The organism is Arthrobacter sp. ISL-30 (assembly GCF_018613855.1).
GTDB lineage: Bacteria > Actinomycetota > Actinomycetes > Actinomycetales > Micrococcaceae > Arthrobacter.
This window is the reverse complement of record NZ_JAGGPK010000033.1, coordinates 1-18,635: the sequence shown is the minus strand read 5'-3', so window position 1 is coordinate 18,635 and position 18,635 is coordinate 1. Positions and strand designations below refer to the sequence as shown.

Annotated in this window: 21 protein-coding genes and 2 pseudogenes; 13 read left to right on the top strand and 10 right to left on the bottom strand. The window is 61.9% G+C overall.

The genetic code is table 11. The features are described from left to right. Positions 1 to 4: 4 nt before the first annotated feature. From J7E82_RS13835 to J7E82_RS13825, 3 genes are read right to left on the bottom strand one after another with little or no spacing between them, the layout of a single operon-like run. Entirely contained in the window at positions 5 to 325 is a 321-nt protein-coding gene (locus tag J7E82_RS13835; RefSeq protein ID WP_214863610.1) for a hypothetical protein, read from the bottom strand. Next, the gene (locus J7E82_RS13830; RefSeq protein ID WP_251041882.1) at positions 322 to 1,230 is read right to left on the bottom strand and encodes a cation diffusion facilitator family transporter; all 909 of its coding nucleotides are present in this window, start codon (positions 1,228 to 1,230) and stop codon (positions 322 to 324) included. The genes J7E82_RS13835 and J7E82_RS13830 overlap by 4 nt, the downstream gene beginning before the upstream one ends. Beyond that, positions 1,227 to 1,553 carry a helix-turn-helix transcriptional regulator gene (locus J7E82_RS13825; RefSeq protein WP_214863608.1) on the bottom strand — a complete coding sequence of 109 codons (327 nt, stop codon included), beginning with the start codon at positions 1,551 to 1,553 and terminating at the stop codon, positions 1,227 to 1,229. The genes J7E82_RS13830 and J7E82_RS13825 overlap by 4 nt, the downstream gene beginning before the upstream one ends. Before the next feature lie 100 nt (positions 1,554 to 1,653). Here J7E82_RS13825 and J7E82_RS13820 point away from each other — a divergent pair, with 100 nt between their 5' ends. Beyond that, positions 1,654 to 1,863: a hypothetical protein gene (locus tag J7E82_RS13820; RefSeq protein WP_214863606.1), complete on the top strand. Its 210-nt coding sequence runs from the start codon at positions 1,654 to 1,656 to the stop codon at positions 1,861 to 1,863. A 365-nt stretch (positions 1,864 to 2,228) separates the two neighbouring features. Here J7E82_RS13820 and J7E82_RS13815 read toward each other — a convergent pair whose 3' ends face one another. The 4 genes from J7E82_RS13815 to J7E82_RS13800 form a co-directional block, all read right to left on the bottom strand. After that, on the bottom strand, positions 2,229 to 2,684 hold the full coding sequence (locus tag J7E82_RS13815; protein WP_214863604.1) for a hypothetical protein: 456 nt from the start codon (positions 2,682 to 2,684) through the stop codon (positions 2,229 to 2,231). Positions 2,685 to 3,053: 369 nt separating this feature from the next. After that, the gene (locus J7E82_RS13810; RefSeq protein WP_214863602.1) at positions 3,054 to 3,806 is read right to left on the bottom strand and encodes a DUF4386 domain-containing protein; all 753 of its coding nucleotides are present in this window, start codon (positions 3,804 to 3,806) and stop codon (positions 3,054 to 3,056) included. Then, positions 3,803 to 4,111 carry a hypothetical protein gene (locus J7E82_RS13805; protein WP_214863600.1) on the bottom strand — a complete coding sequence of 103 codons (309 nt, stop codon included), beginning with the start codon at positions 4,109 to 4,111 and terminating at the stop codon, positions 3,803 to 3,805. Before J7E82_RS13805 ends, J7E82_RS13810 begins: the two co-directional genes overlap by 4 nt. A 179-nt stretch (positions 4,112 to 4,290) precedes the next feature. Then, positions 4,291 to 7,026 (bottom strand): LuxR C-terminal-related transcriptional regulator, encoded by a 2,736-nt coding sequence (locus tag J7E82_RS13800; RefSeq protein ID WP_214863598.1) that lies wholly within the window; start codon positions 7,024 to 7,026, stop codon positions 4,291 to 4,293. A 260-nt stretch (positions 7,027 to 7,286) separates the two neighbouring features. On the opposite strand from J7E82_RS13800, the pseudogene J7E82_RS20730 reads away from it, so the two are divergent. The 5 genes and pseudogenes from J7E82_RS20730 to J7E82_RS21315 form a co-directional block, all read left to right on the top strand. Beyond that, positions 7,287 to 7,478, top strand: a pseudogene (locus J7E82_RS20730) (IS1380 family transposase); the annotation flags it as partial. A gap of 175 nt (positions 7,479 to 7,653) precedes the next feature. Then, positions 7,654 to 8,100 (top strand): Clp protease N-terminal domain-containing protein, encoded by a 447-nt coding sequence (locus tag J7E82_RS21225; protein ID WP_374223619.1) that lies wholly within the window; start codon positions 7,654 to 7,656, stop codon positions 8,098 to 8,100. Positions 8,101 to 8,232: 132 nt separating this feature from the next. Further along, complete coding sequence (locus J7E82_RS13790) at positions 8,233 to 8,394, top strand: hypothetical protein (RefSeq protein ID WP_214863594.1); 162 nt, start codon at positions 8,233 to 8,235, stop codon at positions 8,392 to 8,394. Positions 8,395 to 8,437: 43 nt separating this feature from the next. Further along, entirely contained in the window at positions 8,438 to 8,800 is a 363-nt protein-coding gene (locus J7E82_RS13785) for a hypothetical protein (RefSeq protein ID WP_214863592.1), read from the top strand. A gap of 152 nt (positions 8,801 to 8,952) precedes the next feature. Continuing rightward, positions 8,953 to 9,333, top strand: coding sequence for a CHAD domain-containing protein (locus J7E82_RS21315; RefSeq protein ID WP_214863700.1), 381 nt, complete (start codon positions 8,953 to 8,955; stop codon positions 9,331 to 9,333). A 72-nt stretch (positions 9,334 to 9,405) separates the two neighbouring features. On the opposite strand, the gene J7E82_RS13775 is transcribed toward J7E82_RS21315, so the two are convergent. Both J7E82_RS13775 and J7E82_RS13770 read right to left on the bottom strand, forming a co-directional pair. Further along, positions 9,406 to 9,591 carry an SDR family oxidoreductase gene (locus J7E82_RS13775; protein WP_308113827.1) on the bottom strand — a complete coding sequence of 62 codons (186 nt, stop codon included), beginning with the start codon at positions 9,589 to 9,591 and terminating at the stop codon, positions 9,406 to 9,408. A 943-nt stretch (positions 9,592 to 10,534) separates the two neighbouring features. Continuing rightward, complete coding sequence (locus tag J7E82_RS13770; RefSeq protein WP_214863590.1) at positions 10,535 to 10,819, bottom strand: hypothetical protein; 285 nt, start codon at positions 10,817 to 10,819, stop codon at positions 10,535 to 10,537. A gap of 631 nt (positions 10,820 to 11,450) precedes the next feature. On the opposite strand from J7E82_RS13770, the gene J7E82_RS21220 reads away from it, so the two are divergent. The 4 genes from J7E82_RS21220 (at position 11,451) to J7E82_RS13750 (ending at position 15,564) form a co-directional block, all read left to right on the top strand. Continuing rightward, on the top strand, positions 11,451 to 12,095 hold the full coding sequence (locus tag J7E82_RS21220; RefSeq protein WP_214863588.1) for a hypothetical protein: 645 nt from the start codon (positions 11,451 to 11,453) through the stop codon (positions 12,093 to 12,095). 195 nt (positions 12,096 to 12,290) lie between these two features. Next, positions 12,291 to 13,502, top strand: coding sequence for a formaldehyde dehydrogenase, glutathione-independent (gene fdhA, locus J7E82_RS13760; RefSeq protein WP_214863587.1), 1,212 nt, complete (start codon positions 12,291 to 12,293; stop codon positions 13,500 to 13,502). Positions 13,503 to 13,829: 327 nt separating this feature from the next. Then, on the top strand, positions 13,830 to 14,378 hold the full coding sequence (locus tag J7E82_RS13755; RefSeq protein ID WP_214863585.1) for a hypothetical protein: 549 nt from the start codon (positions 13,830 to 13,832) through the stop codon (positions 14,376 to 14,378). Between the two features lie 553 nt (positions 14,379 to 14,931). Next, on the top strand, positions 14,932 to 15,564 hold the full coding sequence (locus tag J7E82_RS13750) for a hypothetical protein (RefSeq protein WP_214863583.1): 633 nt from the start codon (positions 14,932 to 14,934) through the stop codon (positions 15,562 to 15,564). Positions 15,565 to 16,447: 883 nt separating this feature from the next. Here the strand turns inward: J7E82_RS13750 and J7E82_RS13745 are convergent. Continuing rightward, positions 16,448 to 17,269: an alpha/beta fold hydrolase gene (locus J7E82_RS13745; RefSeq protein ID WP_214863581.1), complete on the bottom strand. Its 822-nt coding sequence runs from the start codon at positions 17,267 to 17,269 to the stop codon at positions 16,448 to 16,450. Positions 17,270 to 17,583: 314 nt separating this feature from the next. Between J7E82_RS13745 and J7E82_RS13740 the strand changes: the two genes are divergently transcribed. From J7E82_RS13740 to J7E82_RS13730, 3 genes and pseudogenes are all read left to right on the top strand, one after another. After that, on the top strand, positions 17,584 to 17,991 hold the full coding sequence (locus J7E82_RS13740) for an MFS transporter (protein WP_214863579.1): 408 nt from the start codon (positions 17,584 to 17,586) through the stop codon (positions 17,989 to 17,991). 20 nt (positions 17,992 to 18,011) lie between these two features. Further along, complete coding sequence (locus tag J7E82_RS13735; RefSeq protein WP_214863577.1) at positions 18,012 to 18,296, top strand: hypothetical protein; 285 nt, start codon at positions 18,012 to 18,014, stop codon at positions 18,294 to 18,296. A gap of 102 nt (positions 18,297 to 18,398) precedes the next feature. Further along, positions 18,399 to 18,635 (top strand): annotated as a pseudogene (locus J7E82_RS13730) (IS1380 family transposase); the annotation flags it as partial.

Below are 18,635 nucleotides of genomic sequence, written 5' to 3'. Positions count from 1 at the left end.
GCAATCATCGCAGGCTGGTGCGGGCGTTTCGCACGGCTGTGCGCAGGGACTCGGGGGCTGGGAGTCCTGCCAGTCCTTGTGCAGACCGGTAGACGCGGCAGGTGATTGCCGGGGCAGTCTCCGAGGGAAAGAGGTCCTGGCCATCGACCACAAACGATGGAGAGCCATGGAAGCCGAGTTTTGTTGCTTCGTCCTCGGTGCGGACGACCCGGACGCCCAGCTGTGCGGCGGGTACGCCTTCGGCTTCGAGGCTTTGGCGGAACAAGTGAATGGCCGCGTCACTGTTTGGGCAGTCAGGAATGATGCGCAGTTCGTACTCCGTCACGCCTGCTCTTTCCTGCGACAGGGCCCGGCGGCCTGCCGCCCTGCGTCCGCGCCACAGCCATCGCAGCAAACATCAGCGGCGACACCGGGTTTCTTTGTGCCACCCAACGCCAAGAGCACAATTCCGGACGCCCCGCCGCTTCCTTCCACGGCTGCCGGGGCGACCAATGCCGGTCTGGTACAGCAACCATCAGTTTCCGCGTGATAAGCAACCATTCTGGTGTTGTGGGCAGCACCGCACCCATCTGCTTCTGCCTGCTCCGAGGCCTGCCCCGTATGGGGCACGGTGCAGCACACGTCACCGCGCCACGCGTTGATGCCCTCACGGACGGCAATAACCGCGATTACCAGCGCAGCCCCTGCATCGGCCCACCGCCAACCCAACGTGCTGTTCAGGGTCAGGCCGGCCAGCAGCACAGCAGATAGGTAAGTGCACAGGAGCGTCTGCTTGGAATCAGCCACGGCCGTCCTGGATCCCAGCTCCCGCCCGGCGCGTCGCTGCTGCCAGGACAGTATCGGCATGATCACCAGGCTCAGCGCCGCGATGACAATGCCGGCGCCCGAGTGCTGGGCTTCACGGCCGCCGGTCAGGGACCGGATGGCGTCCAATGCGACGAACACGGCCAGCGCGAAAAAGGACACGGCGATGATCCGCAAGGTCAGGTGTTCGCGCCGTTCGGGGTCCTTGACCGAGAACTGCCAGGACAAGGCCACAGCGGAGGCAACCTCAATCACGGAGTCCAGTCCGAATCCGATCAGCGCTGAGGAATCGGCGACTGCACCGGCCCAGAGCGCCACGATGGCTTCGACGACGTTGTAGGTGATGGTCGCGGCAGCGAACAACCGGACCCGACGGCTCAGGACGGCCCGTCGTGCAGCGTTAATTCCAAGCTGTAGAGCCGTCATGCGATGCACTGCCCGTCCGGGGCGCAGCAGGCGGGATCCACGGCGAGAACGACATCGATGAAATCCCTGACGGCATGGCCCAGCTTCGCGTCCGCGAGCTCATAGCGGGTACGTCGGCCGTCGGGGACGGCCACCACGAGGCCGCACCCGCGAAGGCACGTCAGATGATTAGACATGCTCTGCCGAGACACTCCCAGGGAATCGGCAAGGTCGGACGGGTAAGCAGGCGATTCGGATAATGCCAGCAGGATCTTGGCCCTCGGCGGGTCCGACACTGCATAGCCGAACCTCGCCAGCACAGGAGCATGCGTGAGAGTTTCCATACGCTGACGTTACATTCCATGGTGTATTCACGCATCATGTACACACTCCAATCTCCCGCCTATGTAGAGGGCCTCTACCGCCGAGCTCTTCCCAACCCGCATGCGCTACACCGGCGCGTCACTGGCATACCAGAGCGCCTCCACGTTCGGCGCAGGCTTCACCCCCGCCATCGCCGCAGGCCTGCTGGTCCTCGGCGGCGGCAGTCGCACCCTGCTCGGCTCTGTGTGGATCCTAGCCTTCGTAGCCGCCGCAGCAGCGATCCTGCTCACCAAAGAAGGCCGCACCCGCGACCTGGCCAAGATCCAGTAAACCCCTCCACAGGGGCACAATCGACGCCGGCGCTTGGGATCCCCTCAAGGGATCTCAAGCACCGGCGTTTCCCCACCGCGTATGGCTACCCCGCCCGAAGCGAGGAAGCCATTGAAGCCCGTCTCCGCCAGGTGGTTGGTTTCGGCAGTGCATCATCCCCCTTTGGGACAGACACTGGCGGAATCATATGGTCAGTGCAACGTTCCCCGATTGAGGAGCTTTGCCATGGGAAGGTCGCTGTACATGCAGGATCGTCAGCCCTGGCCGACTGATCCCGCAGGTGGCTGGTTTCCAGGAAGTCCGCCCACACCGAACGAAGCAGGGATCCGGGCAGAACCGGTCCCTGCTTTGAGCAGCTGTTACATCTAATTGGACTCCCTCCCTGCTGGCGACATAGCCTGCGGCTGAGAACCGTTTGGCAGCGCCGTGTCAGGTGCCGCAACTGGACGGCTTCGCAGCATCCACTTGCCTAGCCATATGACCGAGGCACCTAGCAGTGCAAGGGCCAGATCGAGTGCCAGTTCAGGGATGAAGTTGCGCAGCGCGATTGGAATGGTTGCGATGGCGTAAGCGATTGTCGGGGTCCTGGGTGCGTTACCGTCCCGCAGCAGTGCCAGGCAATACAGGATAGATCCGAGTAGGAAGATCATCGAGGCTGCCACAAAGGCTGTTCCGAGCGGACCGGTCCGTAGGTCAGCGATCTGTGAGGGGTCCAGTCGGACAAAAACCAGGTTGATCACCCATTCCACGCCAGTCACGGCGGCGAGCCCGAGAATGTTCAGCGCGAGGGCAATGGAGGAGAATCTTGATGATTGGCGCATCGCAACGGCGGCTAGGCCGATGACCAGAATGATCGCGAGTGTCTGTGCCAGTGGTGCGGCGGCTGCGTTGCCGGGCTGAGGGGAATCAGTCCGGCACGCTTGGCAGCATTTACGAACAAGACGACGGCCGCGACCAGGCCCGCAACCGCGGCTAGACGGACCGTAAATAGGATAAGGGTGCGTCTTTCCAGGGATGGGTTGGCTGTGGTTGGCATGGCTTTCTGCTTTCGTGAGGTGTAGCGGGTTGGTGTGAATCAGGGCTGGCGGAACGGCCCGGAGCATCCGTTATCAGGGCAGGTCAGGTCCCTTATTGGATGCACAAGTACATATTTTGGATCTGATCAGTTGAGGATGCGGGTGTTTCGATCGCTAGGCGGGGACGTCACTGCGGGCAGGCGCTATGACCGTGGCCGCCATTCCTTTTGTGATGGGACTGGGGCTGAAGCCTTTTGAGACCAGCCAAATGCCCAGCGAAAACTCCCAGAGCGCGATCGGGGCCGTCGCGATCACCGACCACACAGAAAGCCTGTCGTTGATGCCGAAGTAGGTTGCGGTGGTGGAAGCGAGGAGCAGCGGGGCACCGATGAGCCCCAGCAGCGGAAGAATTCGCGGCACGAGACGGGATCTGTACAGCAGGGAGCCCAAAAGCAGGGCGTTCACGGCCGGCATGAGGGTCTGTCCAAGGAGGAATGTCCAGTCGTACATGGCAACCAGCGCCTGGCCGGTGGGCAACGCATTTGCTCCGGCTCCGGCCTGCCGCAGGGTCACGACCGATAGCAGGCAAACTACGCCGGTGACAATTGCGGCCGCTTCCAGGACGCGTGAACCGACGAAACCGAGCGCGACCGCTTCGTTCTGCCTCTTGACTACCGGGTACAGTGCGACCGCGGTCCCGATGCAGGCAAGGGCTACGATCATCTCCAGGGCGCCGCCCCAGAGCGTGCCGGTGTCCGGGCCGGGGCCGGCGATGTAGTTGGGGTCCGTTCGCACCGGACCGTAAAGAGCGAGTGTCGGGATTGAGATAAAGGTGATCAGGTAGAGCACGCCCGCGGCCAGCGCGGTCTTTCTTAGCGAGTCCATCGGGATGCGTTTCGTTGCTGCTCCGGGTCGGATGCTGGTCACGATGTCGTTCTCCTTCGTGGGATGCTGGTGGATGATGAGCTTCGGGGCTCTGTGGTGGACTCGGGCTTATCGGGTTCAACCTGAGTTACAGATATCAGGGGCAGGCCGATATCGCGCACTTTCTGGAGCAGACCATGCAGAGCGGCCTGGTCGGCCGCCTGACTCTGGATGACTGTGGTGCCGTCGCTCTCGTTCGTCAGGCCCAGTGCGTTGAACCAGGAAGCCCACCGGGAATCCAGGTGGCCTTCGAGGCGGATCTCGTACCATCCGGAGGTGTGGTGATGGCCGATCGGTATTTCGCTCACTGGCCTGTCCTTCACTTTGTCCGACTGGATGAACCTCAGCCGGCGTTGCGCTGTTCGTTGTCCTGATGGAACAGTAGAAGGAGACCTAATGATCGCGCCTCATCACATGTGGTGATTAGCGTGGTGATTCATTCACCGGCCTTGGCAGCGTTTCCCGGCTGTCCGCGGCATCGGCCGGGCTACCCGTCGCTGGCACGGGAGAACAGATCGAGTTCCTGGGCCTGACGGACCGCTGCCCGACGGTTGTTCACGCCGAGCTTCGCGTAGATGTGACTGGTGTGAGTGCGCACCGTGTTCAGGGACACCATGAGCACGCGAGCTATGTCCGGGCCGTCGAGGTCCGTTCCGAGCAGCCGGAGAACGTCCAGTTCACGTTCACTCAGTGGCTCGATCATGCCCCGATTAACGGGTGCGCTGTCTTCGGCGTTGTTCATGTCCGCGATGAGCCGGCGGAGGTAGCTTGGGGCTACCCGTTGTTTTACAGCCGCTTTCAGCAGGGAAACCATCGGTTCGCCCTCTTCAGCGAAAATGCGAACGTAGCCCTCCGGCTCCGACATCGCTACTGCTCGATGCAGTGATACAAGCGCCGCGGGGATGTCCCCTCGCATCTGGTCGGCAAGCGCCTGAAGCACGAGGATCTCGATGGCACTCCCCGTTCTCCCTCCATCCTCCGCCGCTCGCAGCAGTCGACCCAGCAGCCGGATTGCCTCCTGTAGGGAGGGCGCTGAGCGCTCTTTCGTGTACCGGGCCAGAAGCACCCTGGCAAGAGTGATGTGCTCGAACTCCCGAAGGTAGCTGAGGTCATCTTCGGCCGACAGGCCTCGTTCCCGCACCCAGCCGAGCGCTTCACCCAACCGCCCTTGCGCGACCTGGATCCGTGCCCTAAAAGCCGGCACCGGACGGATATTCGGGAAGTAATCGCCCACATAAAGTCGCTCCGCCTCAGCCAGGAGATCGAGTGCGCCGGCCAAGTCACCTTCCGCCTCAAGGATCCGTGCCATGGCGACCCGCCAGCGATACAGGTTTTGCGGCAGCTCGCTAAGGGGACCCAACTCCTGGCTGCGCAGCAGGAGTCGGGTAGCTCCCTGCAGGTCGCCGCGCTCCCGGCAGACCCCGCTCATCCCCACATGCATGTCCGCTGTCCCCCGCAGAACCGATCCGCGCTGTCCGGGCACCAGCCCCAGGGCACGTTCGTAGGTGCGCATGGCATCGTTGAGATGCCCCTGCGCAATCCGTATGTCCCCTAATGCGATCGCGCATCCGAAAGTGTCCGCGAGATGCCCGGCCCGTTGCAGACCTGCCATACACTCGGCATACGCCCGATGGGCTGCCTGGAGCTCCCCACGACCCCAGTAGGCGAGCCCCAGCAAACCGGATGCGGCGGCACGGCTGAGGTGGTCCTCCTCAGGTGCAAGATCAAGCGCACGCCGGGCATGGCTAACCGTCCCGGGACCGTCGCCCCGGCCAAGCGCCAGCGCGGCCCGGTAAACTTCGATCGTCTCGGGAAGACGGCGAAATTCCTCGTCGTCAACTACGACCATCTCCGTTGATCCGGCCTGGATGTCACTCACATCCGTCGACGACTTCAGCCATCGTTCGGCTTCCCGCAGCCGGCTCTCGACTCCCTCGACATCTCCGCTCACAACCAACGCGCCAACGAGCCCCACCCCGAGGACGGGCCTGACACGGACGACGTCGTCGGGGAGCAACGTCAACCAGGAGCGCAGCACAGCCTCCTGCCGGTTCCTCCGAATCGCGGGAATCGCCAGCTCCACGAGGTCCGCCGCCCTCCCGAAATCCTTCGCAGCCAAGGCATGGCGAATTGCGTCGTGCCCCTCGCCATTCTGTTCGTACCACGCGCTTGCCCGCCGGTGCAGACCCTGGACCTCTTCGCCGTGCTCGTCCAACAGGCGCGCCTGCAGAACGTCGACAAAGAGCTGGTGATAGCGATACCACTGACGGCGTTCATCAAGTGGGACTAGAAACAGGTTCCCTCGCTCCAATGCCACCAGACTGACCTTGCCGCTGTCCTGTCCCGTGACGGCATCGCACAGTGGGCCGGTAAGCCGGTCCAGGACGGAAGTTTGGAGCAAGAACTGTTGGACATTCTCCGGTTGGCGCTGCAGGACCTCCTCGACCAAATAGTCAACGATGTATCGGTCGTGTCCGGCAAAGCCCGCGATGAACCCAGCGACGTCTTCCCGACCCTGCATCGAAAGCGCCGCGAGCTGGAGCGCCGCGATCCATCCCTCGGTGCGACCCTCCAGGATTGCCACATCCCCGGCCGTCAACGCCATTCCCATGACGCCGTTGAGGTAATCCGCTGCCTCGTCCGCAGTGAATCGCAGATCGGCGGCGCGGATCTCGACGAGCTCGCCCCGTGCCCTCAACCGTGCCAGCGGCAACATTGGGTCAGCCCGGCAAGCAATCACCAGATGAACCTGCGGTGGCAGATGCTCCAGCAGAAAGACAATCCCCTCCTGTATTTCACGTGCATCGATGACGTGGAAGTCATCGAGAACCAGAACGACATCATTCGAGACGGTGTGGAGGTCATTGAGCAAAGTAGCCAGTACTGCATCGATGGGCGGCTGAGCCGACTGCAGGAGCGAGAGCGCAGCGGCACCAACCCCGCCGGACACCCTTTTCAGCGCCGTGACGAAGTATGTCCAGAACAGCGCAGGATCGTTGTCACGCTTATCCAGCGAGAGCCACGCCGCCGACCTTCCATCACCGCAAACGGATGCCAGCCACTCAGTCATCAGCGTCGTCTTACCGAACCCGGCCGGAGCCGACACGAGCGTCAATGTCGACTCCGCTCCACGGTTCAGGCGCTCGCTCAACCTCGGACGCGCTGTCAAACCGCGTCGCAGCCTGGGGACGCGGAGCTTGGTCTCGAGAAGTGTACCGGCCATAACCATCTCCCCTCACAGACAGTGTACGGCTGCCGCGACTGAGATCTGCAGCACCCCGTGGTGGTTGGTCAACGCCGGACCCAACGCGCCGTGCCACCGAATTACTGGCCTGTGGCGCAAGCAGGGTTTGTGGCCTAAGCCTTGATCCACCGATGCTGATCTGGGTGCCGTCGGCGGTTTAAACCGAGAATGCCTGTCTTTTCGCGGAAAATGGGGTTTGTCTAGAACACCTTTTCACTGAAAAGAGAGGCATCTCGTAGATGCAACTTTCCCATACCGGCGCGTCCTTGTCAGTTTCCTTCGACGAGCCCAACCTTGTGTCGGCCGCCGGCCTGGTCCCGGTCATGGGACTGGCCCTCGCGGCCGGACTCGGTGACCTGGCCGACGAGTGGCTGAGCGTGCCGACCGACAAGGGCGCCAACGCCGGACTTAAGGTGGCGTCGCTGACTGCTCCGCGATCGAGGCTTTTTCCTCAACCAAAACTGCCGCAGGCTGTTGGTCCGAGGGCCGGGCCGAAAGGGCCACGGCAACGCAGCCCGGTCAACCTTGCCGCTGGTCTTCACCGGAAGCACATCGACTACCGTGAGCATCGGGACCAAAGCGGCCGGAAGCCCGTCCCTCAAAAAGATGCGATCCGTACATCCGTGCCGCACTCACCTCGGTCGCCTCGGCCAGCACCCTGTCGCCGGAACCAAGCGGCTCATCCCCGTCCATGCCGGCAGAGGCACGGACCGCTCCCGGGATACCGCAATACGCCCTGCGGTCAGCACTCCGGCAGCGCTGGCTTCCCCAAGCCCAGCCGTGCCCGCTCTTCTGGATCTTCGGCGTCGATCGGAACATACGCAGCACCGGCAAAATAGCACCGCCTGGATCGCGATGTACAGCCCGGTGGTCCCGGGACGGGATCTCCAGATCAGCGCCGAACACTTCCTGCTGGCTCTTGCGCGCCAGGACGAGGGCGTCACTGCCAACGTGCTGAGCACCCACAGCAAGACCGCGCTCCGAGAAGTGATCGTCGGCGCCATCATCGATAATCGGCCATCACTTGAACCAATGGGATTTACCGCCGACTGAAGTCTCAAGCCGGTCCGAACCGCAGACAGCCATGCTGGTACTGTGAACCATCGCTGATCTATGGGGGGACATCATGCAGCAATCCTTGGTCAAGGTTCTCACCGCGGCCCTCGCAACACTTGCCTTGACAGGGTGCGGGGCTCAACAACCGAAGGCGGAGACATCCAGCGCCCCATCAGCAGATCACCAACCCTCGGCAGGAACTTCCCCATCGGCCTCGGCTACAGCAAGCCCCTCACTCCCACCGCGACAGCGGATACCGACAACAGGGCTGCCGTCGGCTCAGTTCTGTGACGCCGGCGAGACGTACCTCGCAAAGTTCGCTGGCCTGCCTCGGGTGCAGCCCCCGGCGGGATCACCCGAAGGGCGGGGGGCGAGCATCTGTGCTTACACGGCAGTCATCGGCGACATTACTGTCCCCGTTGCCACTCTCAGCTCCCTGAACTTGTCCGGCGCCAGCGACGAGCTCGCCAACATCAAACGAACGTGCGATGACGACAGCCAGCTCGGGCCGGCCGCCACCAGAATCGATGCTGACTGGGCGCAGTCCCGCGGCTGGTCCGGATGGACTACGACAATCGACACTTCCCAGCAGGCAATACTCTGCACGGACGATCACTACTTCAGCGCTTCGCTGTCGGACGTCCCGGGATCCACCAAGGATGACGCCTTGAATACCATTCTGGCTGCCATCGACTGAAGCCTCTGCCGTATCTCCACAAGGCGATAGTCCCAACGAACATCGACCCGAGCCGCCGTCAAGTGGTGCGGTGTGTGGGCCGGCGATAGCCGTGGGCCCGTTGTGGAAAATCCCGAAACAGCTGCGGTGCCGGTCTGAAAGTTTGGTGGTAGCTGGCACGGGAGCACTCCACCGCCCCGGTCCCTAGCCCGATCGAACATGAACTGAACACTGCCTACAACGCCGGCTACCAGAAGGTCCTTCACACGCTCGGCAGCGCCCGCTACTACCAGCTCCTGGATGAGCTCGAAGGATTCCGGGATCACCCGCCCGTCAAATCCCGGGCATCCCGCCCCGCCCGTAAACCAACGCGCAAGCTGGTCAACAGAACAGCCAAACGCTTTCTGCGTTCCCAGAAGGACGCAGCCCGCAGTAAACAGCGCCCCAGCTACGACGCGACCCTTCACCAAGTACGCACGGACGCAAAACGGCTCCCGCACGCAGCCGAATCAGTCACCGCCATCCACGGGAAGCTCGCCCGCCGGATGGACTAGTCACCTCATCGGGTTCAGGTAATTCCGGGCGGCCATCAAGACAGCGTCATTGCCGGTCAGTTTCTCGCTAACCTATCCGCGGACTCCAACCTGCCGAAGGCTACAGCCGCACGTGCCGCCTAGTGTGAGAGCGTTGACACGGATGCCGTGCGGGCCGTGGTCGACGGCGGCGGCACGGGTGAGGCCCTCGATGGCTGCCTTGGCGGTTGCGTAGGGCAGCGCTCCGCGGACGGGGCGCTGAGCTTGATGCGAAGACACATTGACGATCGAGCCAGCTCGATCGTGGTCGAGAAAGTGCCGGACGGCTGTGTGGCAGCCGACTAGGCGAGGTTGAGATTTAGGTTTATCAGTGCTGTGATCTCATCGGCGGCTGCCGTCGCGAGACTCGCGTCTCGGAAGACTGCTGCATTGTTCACCCAGCCGGTCAACGGGCCGTGTTCCTCTGCGAGATGCGCGGCTGCGATCGCGGCAGTTGCGTCGCCGGCATCACCCTGGAAGGGGTGATGCGAGGCGTGCTGCTACCGGCGAGAGTGGGGTCGAGGGTGACCACGTGTCCGATCGTGGCTAGATGCTCTGCGATTATCCGCCCAATGCCTCCACTGCCACCTGTAACGACGAACGACTGCCATCTGGACGCATGTGAGGACAGGATCGTTCGAGGCGCTGGAACTGGCCGCTGTGGCGGGGTGGGGGAGTGGCCTGAGCGCCCATGCACCTCATGAGGGACAGATGTCCGGTTCGGCATGGTGACGACAAGCGATATGGGTCCGACCGAAAACGCGTGGAAGGGAAAACTCACATCCGGGCGCTGCTCTCCCTTGCCAGGCGCCGCTTCAATGTCCTCTGGTCCATGCTCCGCGATGGGACAAGCTATACCCCTCCAGCGGCGCAGGCTGTCCCGGTGGCAGCTTGGCGATCGAGCCCGTTGGCTTGAATTGCGGGTTGGGGGCAGGCCTGCTTGAGGGCACGGTTTGAGGGATCTTTTAGCCGGCGGCTGAAGGGCTTCCTGCTCCGATTGAAGCAGGTCGTGGTGGAAGAGTTCGGGTTCATTGCCGTTAGGCAGGTCGACATCGTCTTCGTCCGCATCGAGAGAGTTATTTGAGTCTGGCGTGAGTGCGGCGAAGACAGTGGTGTAGACGTGCAGTCTAGTGGCGGCCGGCGACGGCATGGGGGCAGGTCCGCTGAGTCGTCCAATCAGGCTCTAAGAAAGAGGTAGTCGCAAGCCGCCTCCCGGAAGCCAAAGGCCATCCAGTGCCGGCGCAGCGCTTCCCTTGCGGCTGCATGTTCCTGTGCTCCTTTCTTCCGGTGCATTGTCGGTCAGCAACGGCGCCGCCTCCAGGATGACCAGCGCAGTGTTGCGCGCCACGGTCCCCAGGATGGCTTTGAGGGTGGCATGGCCGGTGTGGTTGCCCCGGAGCTTGGGCTCAACCGTCATCGAGGACAGGACAAGCAGGTCGCCGCCGAGACCCATGCCTGCTTCCATCATTCGCCGTCGTCGCCTTCCTCCTCGTCCCACTCGCTCCCGTTGACCGAGACGGTCCAGTTTCATCGGAAAGTCGGACGGGTCGTGCTCCGGTCCGGGGAACCCCCGATATTCGCAGCTCTACCGGAGAGTCAGGTATTCGGGATCGAGAGCGGGCTTGGGCCATCCTTTACGGATCAGGGTTGAAGATCTCCCGGAAGTCTATGCCAGCGCGCAGGCCGTAGCCCGGCCCGTTTTGGACGGCTGACCTTGGAGGGTGGCCAACGAGGTTGCCCTTCGGAGTGGTGCACTGGACAGTGCACTGCTGGAAGAAGGGAAGCCTTTTTCATTCGGCCGTTCAGGCCGTTCGGTGATGGGTGTGGTAGCGCGGCCAAGCGAGTCGGCATGGTCCGACTACCCGATACGAAGACGTGTAGCCGGACCAACGTGTCCACCGGCATGTGGCGGATGCCTCTTAAGTTTGCCCGGCCGGGTCTCATCGTTAAGAGGGAGCTCGTGCACTTCAGCGGACTTCACGGCGTGAGCGGACCACGAAGGACGCGCAATGCGAGGTAGACGTCGCCGTCAAGCGCTGCGGCGGCTGAAAGGCTGCAAACGACCCCAGAAGCCCAGGTACATTTCGTGCGGCGGTGCCGTGCCCGATGCCGCAACACACCCGCTGCCGACAGCCCAGGTGGAGCTGTTGGGCAGGCGGAAGGTAACGGCCTTTCCTCGATCGGCCATTCTCTCTTCAGCCGAAGCTGTCGCGGGGCGAACATGCCAGGGCCTCGTCAATGCCGTCGAGCAGGAAATCCTCGGGGAACACTGGGTCCGCCAGGCCAGATGCCTGACGAGCGTCAACGAGGTGGATGGCATGTTCATGTACCTGGCGACGAAGCCAGAAACCAGCCTAAAGCGGGGGCGGTCCAAGGTTCCAGCACGGCGCCTCCGGGTCCAGGGAAGTCATCGTGTCCGGGAAGGCAGGCGCCCCTTCGAGGAACCAAGTTGCTGCCCTTCGGCTGGTGACCGGTGGGGCCGCGTGGATCCCCGAGCCTGCGGATTTCCTGGCCAGATCGAGGAGCAGCTCCTGGTCCACTTCGAGGTCCAGGAGCTGCAGAGCCTGCGCAAGCCGGTTGCTGCACTGCCCCAGACCTGTGCTTCGTCATCGTCCATAGCCATGATTCCTCGTTGGCGGCATCCACTGAAGCGGGGCGTGGCGGCCACCTCGCCCGGTGCCCACGACACTACAAGGCTTTCCGGAGTAAGTCCCCGCCTGGCCAGTGGACGCTTTCGCGGGTGAAACGCTTTCGCCAAAAGCACGTACCGCTGGCCGTAGACCGCACGGAACCGGCTTGCTTAAACTGGTTTAACCCCCAACTCCTGAAAGCCGCCGGCGAGTGATTGCGCCGGAAATGCCCACCAGTTGAGGTCCATCGGATATTTCGAAAATCATGGCGGCACACTGCACGACCATGAGGACAAGAGGGAGATTGAAATGACCGGGAACAAAGCCGTCGCTTACAAAGAACCAGGCAAGGTCGAGGTGATCGACGTCGACTACCCTACCTTCGAACTCAAGGACGGACCGGGCGTCAACCCGGCGAATGTGGGGCGTCAGGTACCCCACGGGGTCATCCTCAAAACTGTGGCTACCAACATCTGCGGTTCGGACCAGCACATGGTCCGCGGACGCACAACGGCCCCAACCAACCTGGTGCTGGGGCACGAAATTACCGGCGAAGTTGTGGAGGTGGGTCCCGGCGTCGAATTCATCAAGGTGGGAGACCTGTGCTCGGTCCCCTTCAACATTTCGTGCGGCCGTTGCCGGAACTGTAAGGAACGCAAGACGGGCATTTGCCAGAATGTCAATCCGGACCGCCCCGGCAGCGCCTATGGCTATGTGGACATGGGCGGCTGGGTGGGAGGCCAGGCCAACTATGTGCTTGTCCCGTACGCGGACTGGAACCTGCTGAAGTTTCCGGACAAGGACCAGGCGATGGAAAAGATCCTGGACCTGGCCATGCTCTCGGACATCTTCCCCACTGGTTTTCACGGCGCTGTGAGTGCAGGCGTGGGCGTGGGGTCCACTGTATACATTGCCGGTGCCGGACCTGTTGGCCTGGCAGCGGCTACCAGCGCCCAGCTGCTGGGTGCCGCCGTCGTGATTGTGGGCGACCTCAACAAGGAGCGGCTGGAGAAGGCACGCAGCTTCGGGTGCGAGACGGTGGACCTCACCCAAGGCGGGCCGGCGGAGCAGATTGAACAGATCCTGGGCGTACCGGAGGTGGACTGCGGTGTTGATGCGGTGGGCTTCGAAGCGCGCAGCCACGGGCCTGATGCCAAGGAAGCGCCGGCGACGGTGCTGAACTCGCTAATGGACATCACGGCGGCAGGCGGCGCGCTGGGCATTCCGGGCTTGTATGTCACAGGCGACCCCGGCGGCGTGGATGAGGCCGCGAAGAAGGGGTCCCTGAGCCTGAGTCTGGGCACGGGCTGGGCCAAGTCCCTGAGCTTCACCACGGGGCAGTGCCCGGTGATGAGGTACAACCGGCCGCTGATGATGGCCATCCTGCATGACAAGGTGAGCATTGCCAAGAACGTCAATGCCAAGGCCATCCCCTTGGAGGAGGCGCCCAAAGGCTATGCGGAGTTTGACGCCGGTGCCGCCACCAAATACGTTCTTGACCCGAACGGTTACCTCAGCTGAGTCCCTGCCTGACGTAATGCCTCCGCACAGCAGGAGGTGACAGTGAAGACCGTGAACCTTGGGCTTGTCCGCAAGTGTCACGGCCTTCACCGTGGTTTCGTGCGCTGTCCCCGGGCTGTTCCCAGCGCGACTTTTGCTCCACTCGAGGGCCGGCCTTGGAAATAAGAGCCTCGCCTCAGAGGTTGAACAGAGCCTGCTGATCGAAGTCAGCGGGATCCAATCAACTCCATGTTCGGATGTCGTTGACGATCAGGTTGGAAAGCGCGGGTCGAACCGCCGGGATTTTCCGCCGACGATGGTCCCCCAACTGGCAATGGCTGAGCGATCATGACTGCATCGGAGTTTTTCGACTCGTCGGTTTCGTCAGAAGACGCTGAAGCGCTGTCTGCTGCAGTGAAAAAGCTCACCGGTACTCCTCTTGCCGAACGGCTCATACAGAGCCGAGATCTCGGTGAAGTCATGGTCATCGCCCATGCCATGGTGCGCAAAGACCGGGGCGAGGACGTATACGTCGTCATCGACGAGCACAGGGGCCAGAAGTTCGCCAGTAAATTCGGGATCAAGGTCATCGACACGGCGTGGATTCTTAGCAGCACAGTCGAGCGGGGTCTGATCAAGGATCGCAGCGAGGTGAGGAAGACCTACGACACCCTCAGGAAGTACGACGCCGGCCTGGCTCACATCGACCAGACCATTCTTCTGCAAAAAAAGCTGTGGGCTCAGTGCCAGAGTCTGAATGAAGCAGTGTCGTCGAACTCGACGCCCTCCGCCGGCACTGGCGCGGAAACGATCAGTTCCGGGCTCCCGTGGATTCCTACGAAGGCGGACCGGGATGATAGAGAGATGACGATTGACCATCACGATGTTGCAGCCTGATTGGCGGCTGCGCTGGAATCAGCCCATTCCGACAGGACGTAGATCGCTACGTCGAGCTGTGGCCTAAGCAGCGCCGGTCATGTGACTCCCACCGGGCCCACACCATGAAGCACCTTACCACCGGCCCGGTACAAGTCTTGGAACACTCAATCTGGCGAAGACACCAACACCCGCCGCTCAATATTGTCATTACAAAACCCGCGGACACACCCCCTAAACGGGGCTGTAGTACTAGGTTCGTTGCCGGGAAAGTCTGCCCAACAGTCCAGCTGATTCAGGAGTCTCGCTCGTGATCTCCTCCGTGTGTCCGGTCCAACACCGGGTTACCAGCGGAACCCGTCGACCGGGTCTTCGCGGCTCGGGGATTCCAGACCCCGGTGCCGGCTTCCAGCGCCGGAGCGCCCGTAAACTCAGCACTTCATGCTTCAGATTCACTGAGACAGGACAGACACGCTGATGGCGTCCGGCTGTCAAGCCCATTCTGCTTGTCCGCCGCAGGCTGCAGGAGGACAATGGCCGGACATACCATGGTCCTCCGAGGCGAGTGGTCACGATGATCCTTCAGACAGCACGGTTCAGCCGCATAACGACGGCAGCAGGACTCTTCGTCGGCGCCTTGGGTATGCTCGCCGGAATGGCTCTCACACCATGGGAGCCTGAAGACACATCTGCAAGTTTCATCCAAACGATCAGCGCCAATTCCCTTCAGGGCGAGGTGGCGCCGCTGTTCCTTCATTACGGCTGGGTCTTCCTGTCGATCTCAGTGCTGGGACTGCTGACGATGGTTCGCCACCGGGCAGTCATCTGGGGCCGAGCCGCGGGGCTGCTAGCATTTGTCGGCCTGGTCAACCTGAGCGGGATGCTCCTGGTCGACTGGTTCGCCCTTGCCCTGGGCCAATCCGGGCTGCCCATTGACGAAGCCGTCGGGATCCTCGAGGGGTCGGCGACGCCGGTAAATATGGCCGCATGGCAGATTCAGGGGCTCATCGGCGTCTACTTCGGACTTCCACTGTTCCTGCTGGCGCTCTGGCGGAACGGCTTTATCCCATGGTGTGCCGGCAGTGGCCGTAGCTGCATTCATCATCGCGTCCATAATCCTGCCGTCCACGCTGGCATTCAGCGTCATCGGCACACTGCCCTATGCCCTGGGACTGTCGTATGTGGGCTGGAAAACGCTCGCGCTTGACGACCGTGCGTGGGTCGAAGGCCCGGAACCCTCACGCAATGCGTGAGACGTTGCGACGCTGTGAAAGGAAACCGCCCTCCCCAGGGGTGTTTCCGCCAGAAACTCGCCGCTACATTGAGTCGATGGCTCTGCCGTTGTAATTCAGCTCCCGGGACCGGAATTAAATGCGACTGTAGTATTAGGTGGTTCAACACGCTGAACTTGACAGGGAAGACTAAAGGCTCAGAACAACCGTAGGAATCGGGCAAAAGAGCCTGGCTCAAGTTGAAACGAAGATCGGCCGTGGACATCGTGGGCGCGGCCGTCATCGGCCCGATCGACCGGCCCAGGGACATTGTGGCCGGCTTGCCCAGCTACGTCCCGCAGAGTCAGGACACCCATGGCCGACAACGGTCAAAGGAACCACTCTCGACCGCTTCAAAACAGACGCATCCCCGGTGACCCTGACTCTGGTGGAACCAGTTGTTGTGGAGGTATCGGCCGACACAGCATCTCCAAGCAGGGTGTGTACAGTGTACACAGGGCTAGAGGCCCTTAAAAGGCCCCCAGCCTAAGGGAAAACGCGTGCCCGAGGTGGGACTCGAACCAGATCTCCGCCCTTGCGAATACTGGGAACTCCAGAAAACATACCTAATCCGGGCCAGTCCGACGGACGTACGGCCCAGTCCGAGGCCAATAGCATCATTACTGTGCACACTGTCGTTCCACTCAAGATCACCAGGCACTGCAGTCTGGGCTGCAGCGTGGCCGATGACGGCCGCCATCGAGGGAGGGCGGAAGGGGCGTGTCACAAGCTTGGAGTCGATGAGCGTTAAGACACTTCTCTTGCAGCAGAATTGGTCATATTCGAGACGCATACCGGGTCGCCTTCGGGAGAGGGATGTCAGTCATGGAACTTCCGTTGCTGGGGTACGCCGGCAGTGATGCGGGCGTAGAACTCGGTGATCAGCGCCGCAAGTTCCTGCGGTGCCCTCATCTGCGCGGAGTGGCCTTGGCCACGCAGCACGACTTGCTCTGATTTCTGCAGAACGTTTCTGAGCGCGTCCAATCGGGCATTCAGGTGTCCAGGGCTGCGATCTCCGCCGATCAGCAGAACCGGCGCCGACACGCGGTCGAAGTTGCTCAGGCGAAAGCCAAGAGCGTCCATGGCGGCAACGTCAGCTATCTGCCGTGCAGCCATCTTCCTCATCTTGGGCACGAGACTCACGAACACTCCGATCAGCCGGGCGTGCCACGCTGGTAGCTCCACCATGTCGCGAGTGAATATTTGCATGGCCCTGCCCGGCCTTCCAGCCGCCACCGCGCGCTGCGCTGATGGAAGGAACTCTCCGCCTACGAGCCTGTGCAATGGTACTGGTGGTTCATAAATTGCGCCCGCGTGAAATGCCCAAGGCATGGCGGCTAAGCACTCCGAAGCCAGGTACCCGCCGGAGGAGTGCCCGAAGATCAGCACTTTCTCACCGAGCAAGTCGACGACCGCCTTAACATCCGCGACTTCGTCCGCGAAGGAGCAGCCGGCAGGTAAATCCAACCGATATTGGCGGCGGTGTAAAACAATGACTCTGTGCCTCTCAGCGAGAGCACCCGCAACCTTTCGATAGCCAGCACCGTCATCCATGCCAGGCGGCAAAATCAGAATCGTCGGCCCTGCTCCGCACGCTTGCGCTTGAACCTCGGTGCCATCTGCCGATATGACCGTGAACACGGGCACTCCTTATCAGCGCTAAGGTGGAGAGGACCACCCTAACCTTAGCGGTGTTAAGGTCTCAATGTCTCAATGCCTCAATGCCTCAATGCCTCAATGCCTCAATGCCCTGAAAGTATTGCTGGGCATTTTCGTGGCCGCCTATGGGCAGTTTTTCATGGGCGCTAACACTCGGCAGCATTATGCCCATTTAAACTGCACCCGGTCCCCACCTGCATTGCCCTGACCGTCGAGTACGCCCGCAAGGAAAGGCGTCAGATAGCTAGCGCCCTCATCTTCAGCGGATACTCGGTTGGCGGCGTGGGAGCCTCCCTATGGCATATCTCGCCCGTACCGGACGCCCTGCAGAAGCCGAGGCCACGGCTGAACGTTTTGGCCTGATCTATTCGGACATCGTTTCCACGGAGGACACGGGCGCGACGCCCGCCGCCGGATACTCCAGCCTTAGAACCATCTTCACGCGGAAATTCCTGCTTTCCACCATCCTTTTCGCCTTGGCGAACTTCTGCGGCTTGCTGCTCGTGTACGGCCTGAACACGTGGCTGCCGCAAATCATGCGACAGGCGGGATTTAATCTGGGCGACTCACCGACATTCCTTCTTGTGCTCAATGCAGGCGCAATTTTAGGTTCCATCAGCGCCTCGATGATTGCGGACCGGATAGGCATCAAAAAGGTGGTCACGGCCTCATTCCTCCTCGCATTCGTAGCCATCCGATGTTGACCCTGCAGCTGCCTCTGGCCATGCTGCTGGTCATCGTTGCTTTCGCCGGCCTCGGTTCGGTGGGGACCCAGATCCTGGTGGGCGGTTACTGCGCAACCCAACCACAGTCACCCAGTGCAACAGCTTTGAGCTGGTCGTTGGGCGTCGGCAGGATCGGCGCGATCTGCGGCCCGATCATTGGCGGCGCGGTAGCCAGCCTGGCTTTCGGCTGGCAAATGAACTTCTACATGTCTGCGATCTTTGCGGTCGTTGGCGCCGTCGTGCCGCGAAAGGTTCATTCCTTAGCCTTGATCCACCGATGCTGATCGGGGCGCCGACGGCGGGTTAAACCGAGAATGCCCGTCTTTTCAAGGAAAATGGAGTTTGTCTAGAACCCATTGACAACCGAAAAGAGAGGCATCTCGTAGGTGCAAGTTTCGCATAAGCGGTCCGCTGTGTCAGTTTCCTTTGATGAGCCGAACCTCGTGTCGGCTGCCGGGCTGCTCCCGGTGATGACGCTGGCCCGTGACGCCGGCCTGCAGGAACTGGCCGATGACTGGCTCTCGGTCCCGACGGACAAGGGCGCAAACGCGGGGCTAAAAGTCGCGTCGCTGGTGGCCGGGATGATCGCCGGCGCCGATTCGATCGACGATATGGCCGTGCTG